This window comes from Shewanella sp. M16 (assembly GCF_018224605.1).
GTDB classification, from domain to species: domain Bacteria; phylum Pseudomonadota; class Gammaproteobacteria; order Enterobacterales; family Shewanellaceae; genus Shewanella; species Shewanella oncorhynchi.
Window position 1 is genome coordinate 1 of record NZ_JAGTUL010000054.1, and the last position, 18,295, is coordinate 18,295.

Sequence of the window (18,295 nt, forward strand, 5' to 3'; positions counted from 1 at the left end):
CCAATAAAAATAGCTGAGTATAAAAAACAATGAATATACATTAGAATTTTATGGTCTCTTTCAAAGGCAATTTTAATTTCAGTTTCATTATCCATAATCATTCCTAATTTGTAACCAATGGGTTAATAACTAAACATAAGATTTAAAATCTCAATTTATAGACTAATAAATGGGAATGGCATTGCAATTACCAATACCAGCATCCAACTTATCATTTTATTAGTATCTAATGAATTTAAAATATACATGTGATTCCTTAATTTAGTACCAATGGGTACGTAGTGTGTAGAATTTCATTCTACATTTTACTGGTAATAATCAAACATCTTAATTGTCTATAGGAAATTTAGCTTGTTCAAGGGCCAACTTTTTAGCCCACACCCTCTTGACTGTACTAACACTACATTGTGCAAGCTTAGCTGTCTCAGAAATGCTTTTTTTGCCCCTCATTTCTCGAATCAAATTGTTTCGATGTGTATTTTCCGGACGCCCCCGATATTTACCCTTTTTTTTAGCTAGTTCAATTCCTTGTCGCTGCTTCACTCTTCGTTGTGTATAGTCATCATGCGCACTTTGGAGTGCTATCTTAAGTAGTAAATCTTGAAGTGCATCGATCACAATTTTGGTAACGCCTGAAGTCTCATTTTGTAACTGGCTTAAATCGACCAAACCAGGAACAACTAGCCTCGCACCTTTACTGTAAATAGACTGCACCAACAAATCTGCTTCTGCTATGGGTAATCGGCTAATGCGGTCCATAGATTCGGCTATCAGACACTCATTTTCTTGTAAATCAGCTATCAGCCTAAGTAATTCAGGGCGATCAGCTCTGGCTCCTGATTCTTTTTCTCTGTAGACACCTGCTACATACCATCCATTTTGTTTTGCATTTGTTATTAACGAATCTTGTCTTGACAAATCTTGCTCATTAGTACTTACCCGCTGATAGATCCGACACACTTTTAAATTTGAATTAGCCACTAAACTAACCTCTATGATAGCTCATTTAAGTATACCTAAATGAACCAACCATAAATCAATGGCTCATTTAAAATATCGGCAACCCTATCGGGCCTAGCTCATTAAATTAACCCTAAAGAGCTATTTATACAAATTTGCAATGCAAAAAAAATGCCCACGTTAATTGTGGGCTTTTTTAGGGGGTTAAACTGATAATTCAGGAAAGCGACAGTGATCGAGGACCTTCCAGCGAAAATGCACCCGTCGATTAAAACCTGGTTGTTCCAACGGCCACTTTATCAAGCCATCCATCTCCCAACCTTCATAAATACCTAGGTGTATGCATTCCCAAGCTTCGACTAGAGCAGACCGTAAGGGATCGGTAAGGTCACAAGCTGCATGCATCAAAGCGTCATCTGTTGCATTCGGATAATGTACATACTCAGAATGATAGGCCAATGGGATATATACACTATTTTCAAACTCGAAACTTGTGATACTAACCACTACATCATTTCGGTTTATTTTTGCTAACTTAAATCCCTCTAAAATTTGGGCTTCAAGCGCAATATGTTTGCTTAAGCTTCCAATAGTTTTTATTACCTCTCGGCCATCTTCATCCGCAGTAATATATCCACCTTCAACTTTTATTCTGCAAAATCCGAACTTATTTAAATCTGAAAGTACAGTGCTAATTAAATTTTTCATTTTATTACCAATGGGTAAGTAGTCTACATCAACTGAGTCGAATGTAAAAAAACCATCCTAGGATGGTTTTTGTGGGCATTGGCAAGATTATCGCATCAGCCAACTTTCAAACGAGTTATAATTCACTTGAGACGCTGTAGCCACTTTTACTACAGTTGAACCATATCCACCATCAGGTGTTATACAGTATCGTGCAACCTTTTCAGCTTCGGGTCGATTGGGAAGTGTGGCAATTAAATTGCCATTTATATCTTCTACAGCACAAGGACCATTATAACCTTCAGGTAAATACGATTCCGCAGTCGGTGAACCAAATGCTAAAGATCCTTCTGCAAGCAGACTGACTTTACACATATTGCTCATAGCTTTTGATAATGCTTGAACAAGTTCCATTGGATGTTTATCCATAGGCAATACTTCTTGAATTTTTTCAGCATGATCTTCTAACCAGTGTTTCAATGTGATCAAAGAATCACGTTCTGAATTGTTTAAACCTAAGATTAAATTTTGCATTACTATTTCCTTATTTGTAGCCATTGGGCTGATTAGATAACGATTCATCTTAACTATTACGATTGGCAATTACAAAGCAGGAATTTCCTATGGAAATTTAATTGTCAAAAAAGGATAAATCTTTGGATAACAGAGTACCAATACGAGCCTCATCAGCTTACAGCCTGAAACATTAACTTGCATTGGACATTGGAATTATTTTGTGAATTATCGGCGTTGAAATCGAGATGAAAAAAAACCTGCTAAGCAGGTTTTTTAATTTAAAACAACTTCTTTTGTGTGCAATACTGATGGATTATTTGTGATCAATGGATCTATTGGTGAACCAATAGAATACCATAGAAGCCGAAGCCATTCAAAAGCTTAAGTGAAAAAAATACGCTTGATAATTTACATTTATTCAACATGCTTGCTTAGGTAACTGCTCAAAGAGCAAAATCCAAAAGTTGTGCTCATTGCTCTTTGGGTAAACCCTCAAGGCCGCAGGAATCTCATGAGTTCTTAAATTCGGCACCACTGAGTTTACGAATTGATTGGCAATATCTTCAGTGTAATTTTCTGGTAAATGACGACTATCACTGCCAATACGCAATGAACGTTCCGGCCAATGTAATGAAATCAACTCGCCGTTGATGGTCGTTTTTCGTACTGAATCCATGTTAATCCTATTCATCTGTACCAGAGGCTCCTTGATTGAATAGCTACATTAACATGGCTAAGCTCCAGCGTTTCTTTCGGAAGAACATAGCTGTATTTTGCATTGCAAATATAAAAAAGCCACTCAATGAGTGGCTTAGTGGATTATATTTTCAGATTATTTAATAACTTAGCAGTTATTAACCGTTAGTAAAAACCAACGAATACACTTATGGGATATGTGTTATACACCCAGTTCCACCGCTATTTGCGAATCCGGCACAAATATACGGATAATGGAAGGAACGGAGTGATTATACACGTATTTAGTTATTTTCCACCCTTCATTCCCTTAGTTAAAAGGGATTTAGTTACGTTCAATATGTTTGAAGCGGCTTTATTAGCAATAGACCCCATTTTGTCGCCACCAATAGGATCTAACTGCGCAATTCTCACACCAACAACCGTCATCACCGTACTCATTAACATTGGCACCGCGATGTATGCTGCAGCAATCATCATTTCTAGCATAATCTGCATATTGACTTGATAGCCAGCTGAAATCATTCCAACAAAATTATCATCAAGCCAACGTATCATCCTAAAATAAGGAATCCAAAGCAGGAAAGTACAATAAGTCAACGTTAACCCTAAAATGGGTTCAATCTCATAACGACCAACGACCATTGCAATAGGGACCAAGGCAGTTACAACAAGCAATAAAATAGAGGTTGCCGCCGGAAGCGCTTTGAGTAGAGCAAGGTTTCCGGCAAAGTCTTTCCAAGCAGATGTAATTAAACCTATATCGAGCACGGTCCCAAAAATGGTTGAGGTAATTTGACTACCCTCAGCAGTGCTACTATGCGAGCCAAACTGAGCTACATCACCCAATTGAGTTGCAAATACTTTTTGAGCTTTCAAACTTGACCCACTTTGGGTCAACAATTGTTCATTCAAGATAGCTGTTAAAATAGTATTTTGGCTAAAGCCGTCACCATTATCACATGTAGGACTTGTTTCCCCCCATGCTCGCCAGTCATATAAGCCTATGTATTTACCACAAAATGCAGGATCTTTAAGATTAAAATATTCATATAATCTATCCTCTAACCCCCTAAATGTTCGGGTTTCAGGTTTTACTCCTGGTAAGGGCTCCGCAGGTATTTGGGCACTATCCCCCCACCATTTGTCACATGTTGGATATCCGTAACCTTTGGGAGCAGCAGGAAGTGGTGAATTTGGTGCCGATTTTTCATCGTAACCACGTTCTGACATTTCTACACCAAACCCCCAAACTGGAGTCTGTGCTTGTAAACTCGGGTAAAATGAACTGGCTTGATAAAACATGTAATTAGGAAGAAATGCAATGGGCTCCAACGTTGCATTATTAGATGCTTTTTGCAATAACGCTTTAGCCTTCATAGTACACTGACTCATGAACTTTCCTAAATCATTAGCAAGTACTTCGTCCCGAATAAAGTTTGTCGCTATTTCGTGCTTCAGTGCTCTTAAACCATTATCGCAAGGCAGTTGTGCTGTTATATGAGAACCAATTGCTAACATCATTTGTCGCCAAAAATGCCACCATATAGGTACTCGAACAACTTGATTGGCCATAGTCAACTGCCCTGCAAATCCGTTAACTGAAGATTTATACATTTCAAACTCAGCGGAATCTTGCATTTGAAAAACTTCTTTCATACTTTTTGCGATTAAAGTACCGTATCCTGTTGTTAGATAATCAGATGGACTTAATGTAGGATTACTAAAATCTTTAATATTACTATCACACTCTCTCAATTGAAGCCGTACAGCCAAATCCCCCACTTTTAAAGTAGGTGCTGCAGCAAAAATTAATACTCCCATCATAATCGCCATTTTGACCCAATAACGTCCCCAATGTTGCATTGGCGCGTCATTTAAACCGTCATTTTCCATTGATTGTCGAATAGCTTGCAGTGTTTCCATGACAAACGGTAATAAAAACAAACCGGATGCTGTCAACGAATACCAAACAATCTGGTAAAAATATGCTCCGACCAAACTGGACATTAAGTCCATATAACTGAAACCCATGAGAGTCACAGATAAATCACCTAAGCTCATACCCTTCTCCTAGGTTAACCACATAATAAAAAGCAAGATGGCGGCAGCAGTACAAGTCGGATTTTTGTTCTTTGCTATATGCTCACGTTTTTTATCACTTACCCGACTAAGTATTAATCTTTCCCAATTCAACCAAAGCAAGAGCAATATCCCACCTTGAATTACTAACATGACATTTTTGAAAGTATGAAAACTCCCTACTAAACTAGCAGCATCTCCACCATTCATCACCCAACTATTAAATATTGATGCAAGGAGAAAAAGTGAAATTATAGTTATTATCAAATAAATCCATTTTTTCATTCTGGCCATCAATGGCTTAACTTGTTTATCAATTTTACGTTCCATAACTTTACCTATTTAACTGCCCTGATTAGCGAATCGTTATTCATTCGTAATATTGAAGGGATGGTGTTTTGAGAAAACATTTTACGAATTTCCACTTCTTCTTTTACCATCTTCACTTCATCACCAATTCTATGAACCCACTCAGTCACTAATTCTTTTGTTGTTGGGTTTTTAAGTACTTCGGTAATATTTGTGGCAGAAATCAAAATACGGCGCATTTCAAAAGCCTTGGCAATTTCTCGTTGAGCAGATATTTCAGCAGCCAAACGATTGATTAGCATCCCCGCATCTTTATTGGTTGCTAAAGAACGAATGACATCAATTGACATCAATACACCTGGCGCACTCACTTCACGGATCTCATTTATCGATGGAGACTTACCATCAATCTGATTTTCTACAATGTCCTTTAAGTTATTAGCTATCGCTTCGGCCCTTTCATCTATCGTGGCCATGAGCCCTGCACCTGGTTTACTGTCGATAGGATTACTATTGGGGTCCGTTCTTATGTTCGTTTCACCAAAGACATCAACAAACCACGCTTGAGCATCTGCAGGTTTGGGCCAATAACTCACAAAAGACGGATTTGCAGTACTTTCAGACGGTGCTAAACCTTCACAGTTTCCTCTACCAATTAAACGGTTATAACTGGCAATAACAACTTCAGATAGCACAATAGGCGGTTGTCCTTCACCCCCTCTTTTTTCGCCACACATCCATGTCGTACCTTTCTTACCCATATTCGTTTCGGCATTTTTTACCATTTCACCAGCATCAGCATCTTTGGCCTTAGCGGGAGTTCCCGAGTCAGGATCACCACTAAAAAATGTGGTTAATTCTTCATGGCCTGACGCTTTTACCCAACCGTCTATATAACTGCCCTGTTGCACATCGCGGGTAATTTTTTCGCAACTGGCGACTTCAAGTTGAAACTGGTTTTCAGCAGCATTCATACCATTCGTCATATACTCATAAAGCCCTGGCCTTATATTTTGGATGGCAAGCATTGGTAAACTCGCAATCGTGCCTTGGATTGAGTTAACCATATTTCGCTGTGTAGTGGCCCAGCCCTGCTTGACACCATTAAGAAGATTTTCCATTGATATGGAAGGGTTAAATGAATTACACATCATCGCCCCATTCACGCCTACCGATGTTCTGAAACGGAAGCGTGATTTATTGTAATTTGGAAGGCGAAGTGCTTCCGCGCCACCAAGTTCATAGTAAACAAGAGCTGGCATACTAGATGGAATTAGGCTTCTATTCTCAGGAGGTACAGCATCAGCAAAGGCGTTTTGGCTGATTAACAATGCGATCACTACAGATACTTTTTTTAATTTAAACATTCGTTACTCTCCAACAAAATATAGAAAAATCTGACCTTCTTTACGGCAACAGCTGTATTCTCTCCACAAATTCCATGCATAATTGCCTTTGGCATCTCTACGATCCCCATACCCATCAGAAGCAGAAAAAGTTGAATCTGTTTTTATATGTCCAAACAAATGGCATTGACTGTCTGCTTTAGGATAAAGCATCTGATATTTACCCGTTTTCTCATCCCATTCGTTAACTTCACCCGCTGGCCAATAACCCGCTTTCCTACTTCCATTAGCAGACATAGCAACATGTACCATCGAGCTTGAAGTCACGATCGAAGCCACACGCGAAGCAACAACTGCCGCTGCTTTATAATCATCAAAATGGTTTACAAATCCGGTGCGAGGGTAAAGACCGGACCAAACCCGCAGGAAGAGGTATTCATCACCATTTGAACGCTCGCCAATATTGGATTTACCTGGTGTAATCATATCCAGTACATTAGTGAGATATTCTGGTTCAGCCGTTCGCCAGAGCAATCCATCTGCAAGGGAGTTGTAGTAAGGCATAAATGAAATAGTGCCAGCCTTACAGATTGCATAATCCATAAATGATTGGCCATACACTGAGGCTAGAGGATTGCCTATTGCAGTCGCATTCTTGAATTTTAAATTGACATTGGAGCCGAGCCCGTGGCCTTGCCCCTGTCGTTTATTGACAACTTCACCATCATCTAGATCAACACCAAAACTACTACTGACGTTTTCAGATAAATCGTCTGTCCAAGACATCATGTCCCACGTATTTTTTCCTTTTACTTGATAGGCTGAAATAACAAGATCTGGAATATAGTGTTTTACTTTAATGCTGGTTCTTACAGATACACTAAACAAACTAATTTTCAACCAAAAACAAACACCTACAGGTCGCCAAGCTAGGCAACTTGTATTGACTGAGTTTGAAATAATATCCGCGAGATCAAGTGAATCATTATCAGGCGAAGCAGGATTTTCTTGAGCCCACTTATTCGGATCATTAATAACATCCTGGCACTCAGGATATGGTTTACAAGCCCCTAAACTATCGAAAGGTATAAGAGCAGTGACAAAGAGCGCGATTAGGAAATACTTCATCATTCAGCCCCTCTAATCCATTGGGTACAGGACTGAACTGCCGTTGGATAAGTGCCACCATAAACAATACCGATTTGAGGAATGTTATTTAACGAACGGCGGCAAATGAAAGCAGGTATTTTTTTTAATTTATAATCGAGCATCACTTTTTGCATAGCTTCACCCGCAAGAGTAGCTGCATCGACTAATTCAATAAATTCAGGACCTTTTTGGATTAGCTGCCATGCAGCTAAACCTTCGCGTTCAGTTTTCGCCCCCTGTAAATATTTAGCATTGATTTTATCCTCAACCTTTCTATGCCCATCGAGTACATAGGTTTTCACCGTCCCAGGAATAGAAAGTGATGAACATTCATCATGCAAGCAAAAGACCTCTGTGACAGGCGCTGCAAATGCCACTGAGGTCAATAATAAATTTAGACTCAAAGTAATTACGATCTTCATGTTTAGCCCTGTAACCTAGGATTAGGCTTAGTTTACGGGCAAATGAAGCAATCTTTTCTTTCGGAATAGACGATGAATGGGGGATTTTCTATATACTAGCTTTGCGTGGTTCGTCTTCAGTCAGCATCAATAAGAGGTCGCATTAATGAAATCTATTCTTTTACCTGCAATTGCAATATCACTAGGCATTGTGTCATTCACAACAGTAGCTTGCCCTGAAAAGTCGCAAGCCATTATCACGCAACATTCATTTGGTGCTATTACATTCGAGCACTTCCAAGCATTGGAGTACCAACCAGAACTCATAAACAAAATGATGGCTGAAGGTTCAGTGTTCGCGCTACAAGCTGGCGAACCCGTCTGTGTGATAAAGAGCGAATGGCAATTTTATAGGGCAGTTATTGAACTAAATAATGGCCGTCAGCTATGGATAAAAGACAGTGCTTTCCAATTAAAAATTTAACGTATACCCCGCCCTACCCCCTAGGGCGGGGTTACTCTTAAGGACAATTTTTATGCTGCTTGATGATATTTTGGATTATTGACGATTTTTTCTAATACAATTTCATGCTGTTCTTTCGTGATCAATTTCCTTTTCAAATCAATATTGGCGGCTTGTACCAATGACGCGCCAGCGGTCCTAATACTGTACTTTTCCATAATATTAGATCTGTCGGTTTTTTCTTTTGGATCTGTACCCGCAATAGCCAACGTGAATGACGGTTGAACGATTCTGACTAAGTTTGCTTCGGGTCTAGCTTTGTTCACAATAATCATTTCTGTAAACTTGCCTTGTTCGGCCTTAGCCCTTGAAATCAACTTCGCTTGTAATCCATTAGGGTCTAACTTTGCGAGCTCGCACAATATCTCAAGATCGTCTTTGGGTGGTTTAATCGCATAAAAATACTCTCCAACACCGAGGATTGCCCTTGCTTCACCAATAAACGACTGGCTAAAATCTTGGGTCGCAGCAAGGAACCATGCCCCATACTTACGCCACATCCGCACAATTTTTACTGCAACGGGGGCAATGCGGGGGTCTTTCAAAATCAAGTGCGCTTCGTCTGTTATCACGTAGATTGGTCTATCATCTCCCTCAGAAGCTTTGGTTTCTGCCAGGTTATTAATCATGTTCATTAGGGAAAGATAAGATAAAGCAAGCATATCCTCGTTCCCTTCTCGTTGTGCAACACCCAATTCAACATGTAAACAATCGCATTTCTTGAAAGGTTCACATTGTTGATTAAAAATCTGACCTCTAACTGACTTGGTATAAATAGAGACGTTATCTGACATCAAACTAATTCGACGTTTTTTATCAGAATCAATATCATCTAATTTTGAATTTGCCTGAAGTGCTTTCGTTAAATGCAAAGGGGTCATGATTTGGTCTTGTAACGCATCAGCTATATTCGCTGCATCGATCACAGCATTAGTCATGATAGCATCATCTTGACGACGCCATTCATCGTCCTCCTTAGCGTTTCCCCCCGTCACCATGAGACGACTGATAAGCATACATTCGCCTAAATAGTCTTTTTTCTCTTCTTTGTCACTTTCATCTTTCTCTCTAGCAGCATCAAATTGCTCTTGGCTGCGTAAGTACGCGCTTTTAGCCTCTTCAATCTTCTCAATAAGCCATTGATATGGAAGATTTTGCAGCTCAAGAATCGCTATCATTCGCTTCATTTCTTCATCAAGCATGCGCTCATCTTTTACAAGATTTAGCAAATGCTCATCTCGTGCGCGTTTTCCGTTGAATAATGGGGCAACAGGTCGCGAATTATGGCCAGTTCCAATATTAATCCGCTGTACATCCATTTTCTCTGTTTCAAGAAAATCCATTAGAGGGTCAAAACTTTCCCCTGCTTCAGCAATAAAAATCCTCGCATTTTTGAAAAGCAAAAGTTCGACGATCATTTTATTTAATGTGGCAGATTTACCTAATCCCGATGGACCAAGTAAAACAGCGTGACCGTTACCGTCATAATCGAGCGGGTCAAAAAATATTAGTTCACCGCGACGATTGAAAAATGGGAAACATACTTTTCGTGTTCGACTAATTGCCCCCCTTGTTCGCCCCATCAATGGTATTAAACGAGCACAATGATCAAACCAAGCGTATTTGCCTCGTTTTCGCATGTTATCGAGCGCAGGATCGTACACCATTGGTAAATGTCGAATGAAAGACTCAATAGGGAACAAATTATTCTCAGGAGACACAGCTCGAAGCCCAAGCGAATTGATTAACTCGATTTTTACTTTATCCGTAAAACGGTTTAATTCTGCCAAATCAGTACCAAAGATGAATACGCCCATATCTGTTCTGTGCATCTTCCGGCCAAGAGCCAAAACTTTTTTAGTAATCTTGCATTGTTCATTTGTTAATGCTGCAGCGTCATCGTTATGCTGAGTTTTATTTTCAAGATCAACTACTGATTCTAAAACCTCGTCACTTTCTTCAAACACTGTTTGTTGAACAAAGATACTACCTGGAGGAAGGTTATCAAAAGCCGCTGAAATTTGGCCATTATCTCCTACCTTTTCTGCAGTTAATGCTCCCGAACGAGGAATTTGGTTCATTCGCTCGACTTGTAAAAAACGGGCAGGATGACCATCAAACATAATGACGCCATTGTCAGAATCGGTTTCTATCCGAGAATGCAGCATTGATGCAGCATAGTCACCGTCAACTTCGGCAAGATCTGCAGACGGACAAGGATTCTCACTTAATAGACGGTTGATGTCCCCGAACGTTGAAGCCGGTGATGGGTTTAACATTCTCACCATCACAGAGTAAAATTGCTCTCTGTTTAATCGTCTAGCAATAGAACGTGCTGAAATTGTCGCTTCGAAAGTCGATCTCATTCGAGCCAATAATTCAATTTCCTTTTTCCTCGTCGCATCGACACCTTTTCTATCCTTGATCGGGGCTCTACGATAAAGAATAGCAATATGTCGACGCCGACCTCCGCGATAAGCACGACTGGCGTTTTCAGAGTCGCCTTTAGTCATTGTCTCTCTAAATAAACCTTCTTCTGACTCCATGCCTTTGAGCATTCGCTTCGTGCTGGCTAAATATTCTTTAGCCAGTTCGGTATTTTTCCAATCGGGATGAATTGCATTAGCAATAATCTCATACTCTCTATCGAGTGAGTTTTCATCAAAAACATAGGTCGTTAAAACAAATTGGCTGCCTTTTCTTGGCTGCTCCAAATCTCTTTCGGCAGAAAGTGATTTTACAAAGTCGCTTTCAATTTGTTCGATATCGTGCTCATCTAATCCTTCTGAAGGAATCGGTTCTAATTCCCAAAGACAAGCAACAGATACGTGATCTTCAAGCAATACCATCTCACATTCATCGAGGTATTCCGCATAAGGTAAGAAGCCTGTGAAAGAACGATATTCTTTATATAAATTAGCCTTATCACCTACTGTGATTGGCTGAAACTCATCCACAAACTCGTCTTTTATCTCCCTCAAGACTTTTGCAAGTTTTTTAACTGCTGGTTTGAAACCATCTAATGTTAAATTCATCTTAACGAGCCTTCTTTACGTGTAATTGCTGATAAGTGGGGTATTCGATAGCATAAGCTGGCTCAAGATTATTTTGAGACGTTAAGCGAGGATAGAAATAGAGTACTCTTCGATCGTTTTTTAAAAACTTCACCCTCGGCGCAAGCTCTGCGACCCCTTTCCTTACGGTCATGTCATACATTGATGATTCAGCGCCTGATCTATCTATAAACTCTCGAACATAAACAGTATTAGCAGTTGGCTCTTGCAACACAGCTTCTGTTGTAGTGGATGGTGGCCCTAATATTTCATCTTTCGATGTCATACATGCAGTCAATGTTAGGACCATAAAAATTTGCAATGCAAAATTTCTCATCTCCAATAATTCCTCATATCTTCATTTTCTGCCGAAATATTAAATTCATGTCTCACTTTTCGACCTTTGGGATCGTAATCAATCTTAATCGGGGTTTTTACTTCAATGTTAACGAACGTGCCAATATCAACAACCACGACACTCCAAGACTCGGCCCACAACTCGTTTAACATTGCAGACCCTTGCTCAAGGCCCTTCTGTACCCCTGTACCCGCAACGTACTTACCTACATCCCCCGTGACAGAGGACGATGTTGAATCTGACCCTTGGTTTACCGTTTTTTCCGCACCTGCATAAGCACTCGCGGCTCCAGCGGCTGTGCCTAATAAGACATTTGTCGATATAAATTCGGCGGCATCAGAATGGAATTTTCCCGAGATACATTCTGTTCCTGCAGTATCAGTTAACACGGCTAACGTCTGAGCAGACACCGCATCTTGGCCACTATTTGCTAAATTTGACCCTACCTGAGCAATGCGGCCATCGGAGAAAATAAATGTAAAACTGGTTACATAAGCCCTTGCACAACTCAGTGAAAAGTTTCCTACGGCATAACCGCCAACAAATGCTTCAGCTAATTCCGGAATTTCAAAACCATTTGCTGCAAGTAACTTTGGCGGGATCTTGAGTTTAAATCCCATTGGATTCACTGAGCCGCTTTTGGGTACTAACGCAATCACACGGCTTGCAAGCCTAGAACCGATGATACTTGTGTTTTCCGGTACGGTATAAACAGGTTTGGGTTCGAATTTATCAGTTGTTGTGTTGACGGCATTAGTCGCACCTTGCTTGATAGATTCACCTTGTTTTGCAACCCAATTGGTCGCTTTAAACACCCCATCTTCAATATTAAGTTCACGATCGATAGGATTTACCCATACAACATCACCTGTTACGCCATAAAGAGAACTTGAACCGTTACCTATTTCAAACTCATCACTGCTATTAAGTGGATTTTTTGGCCTAGAAGGTGAATTCGGCTTACTAAAATCTTTGCCACTCATTTGTTGAGCGACATCTTTAGCATCGTTGATGGTTTGATTTAAATTTGCCATCAACTTATCAGCTTCGGTTTGCTGTTTTGATTGCTGTGCTTTCAGTTCTTCCAATTGTCTTTTTAATTCAGCTATCTCAGGGCTATCCGAAATTTTAATTTCAGCATTGTTTTTATTGGCTTTTAGCTCTTCAATCGCTCCTGCCAGTTTCATTTGAGTATCACTAATCGCATTCATTTGATTAGTTCGCTCTGATTCTTTTTGTACTAACGTTTGAATAGTCGCCACACTACTATCCCCTGCACCCAGGCCAATGGGTGTTTTGGGGGCTGGAGGAAGAGCTGATTCCTCACTTGGAGTTGAGCTTTTAAAAAGATAAAAGAGTATGAAAACCGAAAAAATTACAATTCCATATTTAATCAAAGGATTGGGTTTTGCGTTTTCCATTAAAATGCATCCTCATATAAAATTGAATTCAAATCTGAAGGGAAAGGTTTTACATGTATTAAAGTCACTAAAGCCCGATTAAATTTCTTTAATATGGCTTCATCACTTCGAAGATCAACTGCAATCCATTTTCCGCGAATTTTTGCAGGGTCAATAACCACATCAGCTGTACTTGTATTTTCAATAATAAACACGGTGCCGAGTAACCCACCTCCAGTGAATGTTTTGACTGGAGTCATATTGATCCCTGCTTGTCGATATAGACCTTCTATTGGTAATGGAGGATAGTTCCGAGAACTTTCAGCAATAGGGAACGGAGTGCTTTCAATAGCATGCAAGGGGCCAAAACGTTGTGCTACAGCTCGACTTAACACCTCAACTGTCTCCCTCGGTGTTAGTCTATTTTGCGGTTTTACGCTGTCTGAGGCAGTTTCAGAACTATTTTCAGCCACTGCAGAATGCTTCCGGATGATCACTTCTTCATCAGGAGTTTCATACTCATTTACCGTTTGAATTTTTGCGTAAATTACCTCACCCGTATCGATCCCTTGAAATATGATTTCACCATCAAATTCATTATTGAGTTTAATGCTCACAAAATTACCTGATGGCCGGATCTGAATACTGCTCGCTAATTCAGGAGGCAACCCAATCCGTTGTGGCTCATCAAATCGGAGTACCGCACCAGTGCGTTGTGTTGTTGATAAGTAGATCTCAATGGGATTGCCATCGAAAATTGCAACCCTAGCCTGAACACCTAGGGTCATCATAAACAATATCATTCCAAGTAAATATTTCATGCTATTAGTCGTTTGATGAGTAAAGTTGACTAATTCTAATCGAAAAAAAATGCAGGGGTTCTTTCGGAAGGGCCTTCAGAATAGAAGGCCCGTAGTGTTAGTTAAATATTGAGTTTTGCTAATGCCTCAGAGTGCATAAACTGAGACGCAAGACGCTTTCTATCCTCTTGAGAATGGATATCCATAAATAGGGATCTAAGCCTCTCAGTGAACAGTGCATCTTGTATCTGCGAAGATTCACTAATTTGGTTTAATAAATTAGGGACTTCTACCGTATAGAATCGAGTACCCAATAGCTCATAAGTATCTATATCGAGACCAAATTCCATTAATTCTACATGTGCTTCGCGGCGATAATGCTGCATCTCAGTATTGACACATTTGACACCGAAGCAAGAATAAAGTACCAAGTTAGTCAGAAGCTTCTCGTATCCTCTCATATTAAATAATGTCAGTAGTTGCTTTGCCGCAGCCTCTGAATCACCACCACACACATCATCAAGATATCGTGTTAATGCCTCGAATACTTCAGGTTTTTGCCAAAAATCGGCATTTCCCCTCCAAACGTTTTTTCGGTCCATTGTTACGCCAACCATTGAGGCTAAATGCAAACGCATTCGTTCAATGAATTTCAACCCGCGCTCATGAATACCATTCCGGCCTCGTGGTACAAACGTTGTTAAAATGCCCTTTTTAATTGTCCAACTGAGTTTCAGCTCACTAAAATACCACTGCAGTAATTTTGTCGGCTTTGCCGTTCTGAGATAGAAATTATACTGAGCTAATCCGTTTAAATGCGCTAAATACTTTGGAAAACTCAACCCAGTAGCCTCTAATTCTGCAGCATATTTGGTTGAAAGAGATTTGACAGCATTACCAAGTAAGTCATTAGAAACTGAACCAACACCTGCTATAATCGAGTCATGAAAGTTTTCATAAAATGTTTCATCATGGCCATTAAGATCAGATGTATGAGTAAACTCATGTGCTAATAACAGACATAAATTTACTGGGCCAATCTCCGATGCAAACAGTCGGTCAGATACATCTTTATTAATTGCGATAAATGACCTCCCATCAGTCCAACCACATGTTGCACTATCCTTTGGTATACCAAACCGGATTATGCGCTGTGGTTGTTTTAATCGTTTCGCCATGCCGTTTGCAACATATTGTAAGCAGTTTCGCTGGCACTTTTGCAAAGGACTGAGAGATGCAGTATCAATAAACTCTGTTTCAAGCTCCAGCACTTGCTCGATATTTTCAAATGTCACCTCTTGTAAGTGAGGGATCTTAAACCCTTGAGGTAGTAATCGATTAACTTTCGCATACAGTTCTTTTAAGTTATTCACCCCCCAAACCATAAGTTCATGTTGAGTGATAACGACATGACCTGCTTTAATTGACTTTCGATATAACTCTACATTGTGAGTTCCATCAACTAAACACCAGGGCTTATGAAAAACAAATCTACCTCCGATCGACTCCTTTTTTTTATTTGCAAGCTGCAACAACGGCTCACCTAAAAACTCTTTCCTTAACTCTTCGTCACTTAGCATTGTTTCAATGAGGTATTTTCTGTCTTCATCAGAATGATATTTTTTTTGTTTATTACGTTGTAACGAAAGTTCATTGAGCACTTTTAAGACATGCTTTACAACAGGGCAATGATCACTCAACTCGTTCCGACTAATATTCAAATCCGGTGATGTTAAGAAATTGATATCTGCATCTACACCACGATACCGATGCCGCGAGTGTTCAATGATATGTACACCACGATTATAAAAATTAGTGCCTGAGTAAGCATTTTTAAATTTTATTTTGCAAATGTCATCTTCATAGTCCCAATTAACAGATGTGATGATAGCTACACCATTAATCGTTATTTCTGCAAAATCAACATATTGTAAATACTCTCTTAATTGTCTCGCAGAATATACATTCACTTTTGAATACCAAGAACCCTCAACAATAGTCCCTTTGATATGTTCCAAGCCATTACGCTTAGTAAAGCCATACTCGCTATTCCCTTCATCTGAAAAGAGATTTACATCTATCAGGTAAGTGCAACTACGCCATTGCACATGGGAAAGCCCCATGATTTGGGCGCGACCCAATCGAAATCGGCCAAATATTTTGCTATCGGTTTGCTTTAAACAAAAGGATTGAAAACTCTTGATATCGGTCAGGCCACTACCATTATCTCTAACGCTAAAACCAGCACTATCATAACGAATGTCGATTTTTGTCGCGCCATGATCAAGCGCATTCATGACTAACTCTAAAACGGCTTTTTCTGGTGAGGATGATTGACTCATCACTAGCTGACGAATAGCTTCCGTTTTGTCTAACTCAAAACAGAGCTCTTCGGTTTCCGGTACTACAGCGGCTACAGGAAGGTTCATTACTATCTCCAATTTGCATTGCAAAAATATCTCACCCATCTTACTGATAAAATAAAATTTGCTGCCTTTCGGAATTGGAGTTAAACAAAAAAGGAACGTATACGTTCCTTTATACATAACATTAAATAGAAATCTTGGGCTGCACCCAAACCCGCCAAGTTAATGACCTTGTGCAAAAAATTTGCACTGCGGCATCAACTTCTCCTTTTTAGGCAAATTATATCGACTTTGGAGGTTCAACAAGCCCCATGACCCTCAGACCCGTATCGTTATCGATAGCATTTGCGGAATCAACAGCAACCTCCAATACGTAACGATAATGACCACTTTTTACTATTTCACCGGAAATTCTTTCTTCATCCAACACATCAAGATATACGTGATATCGAGTACTAGAAATTTTTCTAACCATTGAGGCCGGAGAATCGAAATTAAGCAACGTAATTTCCCTTGTTCGCTGCTTTAATTCGTTAAGTCGCCCCCCGCCAGTCACTCGTCTATTGTTATAATCTTGGATCATCAATTCACGGAATTTAGGGCCGATATAGGTTTCATATCTTTTAATGTTATCTAAATACTCTTTTTCACCATCAACCTTCCATCTCGTGATCGATGATAATATCAAGAGCGCGAAATTATGCGTATAAGCTTTATCCGGCTCACCAACCTGCACTAATTGTCCACCACTTAAATCTGGAGGAAGCCACAATCGCTGTGCAGATCTTAATTCTATGTTGTTATAAGTCACAAACAAACATACGGCAAGCATTCCATAAAAGGACTTTTTCCATGCCTTAATTTCATTTTCTCTTTGCTTATTTATCTGAGCAGCTTTTGAAGCTTCGATTTTTTTCATGAATTATTCCCATTTACCACTAGAAATAAATAAAGAACACTTCACCCTACTATAAGGATGTTTAGTAATGAATTTCTCGATATTCACTCTAACATTATGCCCAAAATAGCCATCAGGTTTACCTTTAGACCTCTCGCGTTGTTTTGTGGCCATAAAGCGAGTAGCAAGAAATGTATATAATCCAGTTAATATAAAACCTATTACCGAAAATAAAAAACTTTGCCCAAGGAAAATTGATAGCGGAATAAATATTACACCGCCAGTCATAAAATTTCTTATTGCCAGACCTGACAATTCGGTCATGGAGAGCCCCATAAAAATCGGAGGCTCCCCATTCAAACGGTCAGGAATAAAATCTTCCTTACTGTTCATTGAATACTACCCTAGCCATGCCATTGTATTGGCATTGAGATAAACAGCTACAGCAAATGCGATTGCAGTAATAAAGGTCCCCACCAATGCAGGTTTTCCAATAGCTTCACCGAGCGAATCTTCCTGCTTATTTCGATAATCCTGCCAGCCTTTAATGATATTAGCGACTGTCGTGATCAATGAAAAAATACAATACCCTGCTGCAATTACCCCTGTAATTGCAAACCCTATTTGCTTTAAAAGTGACATGAAATCACCATCTTCAATGCCAGCTTCATCACCTGAAATTTTCACATTTTCAAGCTTGGCCATGACACTGGTAGGTACTGCAGCTAAGACGAACAAACTTAAATTTACA

18 protein-coding genes are annotated in these 18,295 nt (G+C 39.6%); 1 reads left to right on the plus strand and 17 read right to left on the minus strand.

All coding sequences use genetic code 11. The features are described from left to right. Positions 1 to 327 precede the first annotated feature (327 nt). From KFE26_RS21630 to KFE26_RS21670, 9 genes are all read right to left on the minus strand, one after another. Complete coding sequence (locus tag KFE26_RS21630) at positions 328 to 981, minus strand: recombinase family protein (protein ID WP_212601673.1); 654 nt, start codon at positions 979 to 981, stop codon at positions 328 to 330. A 183-nt stretch (positions 982 to 1,164) separates the two neighbouring features. Further along, entirely contained in the window at positions 1,165 to 1,668 is a 504-nt protein-coding gene (locus tag KFE26_RS21635; protein ID WP_212601674.1) for a hypothetical protein, read from the minus strand. A gap of 87 nt (positions 1,669 to 1,755) precedes the next feature. Further along, positions 1,756 to 2,181, minus strand: coding sequence for a hypothetical protein (locus KFE26_RS21640; protein WP_212601675.1), 426 nt, complete (start codon positions 2,179 to 2,181; stop codon positions 1,756 to 1,758). Between the two features lie 400 nt (positions 2,182 to 2,581). Beyond that, the gene (locus tag KFE26_RS21645; RefSeq protein ID WP_212601676.1) at positions 2,582 to 2,839 is read right to left on the minus strand and encodes a hypothetical protein; all 258 of its coding nucleotides are present in this window, start codon (positions 2,837 to 2,839) and stop codon (positions 2,582 to 2,584) included. A gap of 308 nt (positions 2,840 to 3,147) precedes the next feature. Beyond that, on the minus strand, positions 3,148 to 4,923 hold the full coding sequence (locus KFE26_RS21650) for a conjugal transfer protein TraG N-terminal domain-containing protein (protein ID WP_212601677.1): 1,776 nt from the start codon (positions 4,921 to 4,923) through the stop codon (positions 3,148 to 3,150). A gap of 9 nt (positions 4,924 to 4,932) precedes the next feature. After that, positions 4,933 to 5,271 (minus strand): hypothetical protein, encoded by a 339-nt coding sequence (locus tag KFE26_RS21655; protein WP_212601678.1) that lies wholly within the window; start codon positions 5,269 to 5,271, stop codon positions 4,933 to 4,935. An 8-nt stretch (positions 5,272 to 5,279) separates the two neighbouring features. Then, positions 5,280 to 6,617 (minus strand): integrating conjugative element protein, encoded by a 1,338-nt coding sequence (locus tag KFE26_RS21660; RefSeq protein ID WP_212601679.1) that lies wholly within the window; start codon positions 6,615 to 6,617, stop codon positions 5,280 to 5,282. A gap of 3 nt (positions 6,618 to 6,620) precedes the next feature. Further along, positions 6,621 to 7,724: a TIGR03756 family integrating conjugative element protein gene (locus KFE26_RS21665; protein ID WP_212601680.1), complete on the minus strand. Its 1,104-nt coding sequence runs from the start codon at positions 7,722 to 7,724 to the stop codon at positions 6,621 to 6,623. Further along, entirely contained in the window at positions 7,724 to 8,167 is a 444-nt protein-coding gene (locus tag KFE26_RS21670) for a hypothetical protein (RefSeq protein ID WP_212601681.1), read from the minus strand. Before KFE26_RS21670 ends, KFE26_RS21665 begins: the two co-directional genes overlap by 1 nt. Before the next feature lie 145 nt (positions 8,168 to 8,312). On the opposite strand from KFE26_RS21670, the gene KFE26_RS21675 reads away from it, so the two are divergent. After that, positions 8,313 to 8,630, plus strand: coding sequence for a hypothetical protein (locus tag KFE26_RS21675; protein ID WP_212601682.1), 318 nt, complete (start codon positions 8,313 to 8,315; stop codon positions 8,628 to 8,630). Positions 8,631 to 8,680: 50 nt separating this feature from the next. Here the strand turns inward: KFE26_RS21675 and KFE26_RS21680 are convergent, their stop codons facing one another. The 8 genes from KFE26_RS21680 to KFE26_RS21715 all read right to left on the minus strand — a co-directional run. Further along, on the minus strand, positions 8,681 to 11,704 hold the full coding sequence (locus KFE26_RS21680; RefSeq protein ID WP_212601683.1) for a conjugative transfer ATPase: 3,024 nt from the start codon (positions 11,702 to 11,704) through the stop codon (positions 8,681 to 8,683). A gap of 1 nt (position 11,705) precedes the next feature. Further along, positions 11,706 to 12,059: a hypothetical protein gene (locus tag KFE26_RS21685; RefSeq protein ID WP_212601684.1), complete on the minus strand. Its 354-nt coding sequence runs from the start codon at positions 12,057 to 12,059 to the stop codon at positions 11,706 to 11,708. Further along, positions 12,056 to 13,501: a hypothetical protein gene (locus tag KFE26_RS21690; RefSeq protein WP_212601685.1), complete on the minus strand. Its 1,446-nt coding sequence runs from the start codon at positions 13,499 to 13,501 to the stop codon at positions 12,056 to 12,058. Before KFE26_RS21690 ends, KFE26_RS21685 begins: the two co-directional genes overlap by 4 nt. After that, positions 13,501 to 14,301, minus strand: coding sequence for a DUF3438 family protein (locus KFE26_RS21695; protein ID WP_212601686.1), 801 nt, complete (start codon positions 14,299 to 14,301; stop codon positions 13,501 to 13,503). The genes KFE26_RS21690 and KFE26_RS21695 overlap by 1 nt, the downstream gene beginning before the upstream one ends. 101 nt (positions 14,302 to 14,402) lie before the next feature. Next, positions 14,403 to 16,709, minus strand: coding sequence for an ATP-binding protein (locus KFE26_RS21700; RefSeq protein ID WP_212601687.1), 2,307 nt, complete (start codon positions 16,707 to 16,709; stop codon positions 14,403 to 14,405). A gap of 217 nt (positions 16,710 to 16,926) precedes the next feature. Beyond that, complete coding sequence (locus tag KFE26_RS21705) at positions 16,927 to 17,565, minus strand: DUF2895 family protein (RefSeq protein ID WP_212601688.1); 639 nt, start codon at positions 17,563 to 17,565, stop codon at positions 16,927 to 16,929. Positions 17,566 to 17,568: 3 nt separating this feature from the next. Then, positions 17,569 to 17,937, minus strand: a complete 369-nt coding sequence (locus KFE26_RS21710) for a DUF3487 family protein (RefSeq protein ID WP_212601689.1) — start codon at positions 17,935 to 17,937, stop codon at positions 17,569 to 17,571. A 6-nt stretch (positions 17,938 to 17,943) separates the two neighbouring features. After that, a partial coding sequence (locus KFE26_RS21715) for a hypothetical protein (RefSeq protein ID WP_212601690.1) occupies positions 17,944 to 18,295 on the minus strand: 352 nt, incomplete at its 5' end.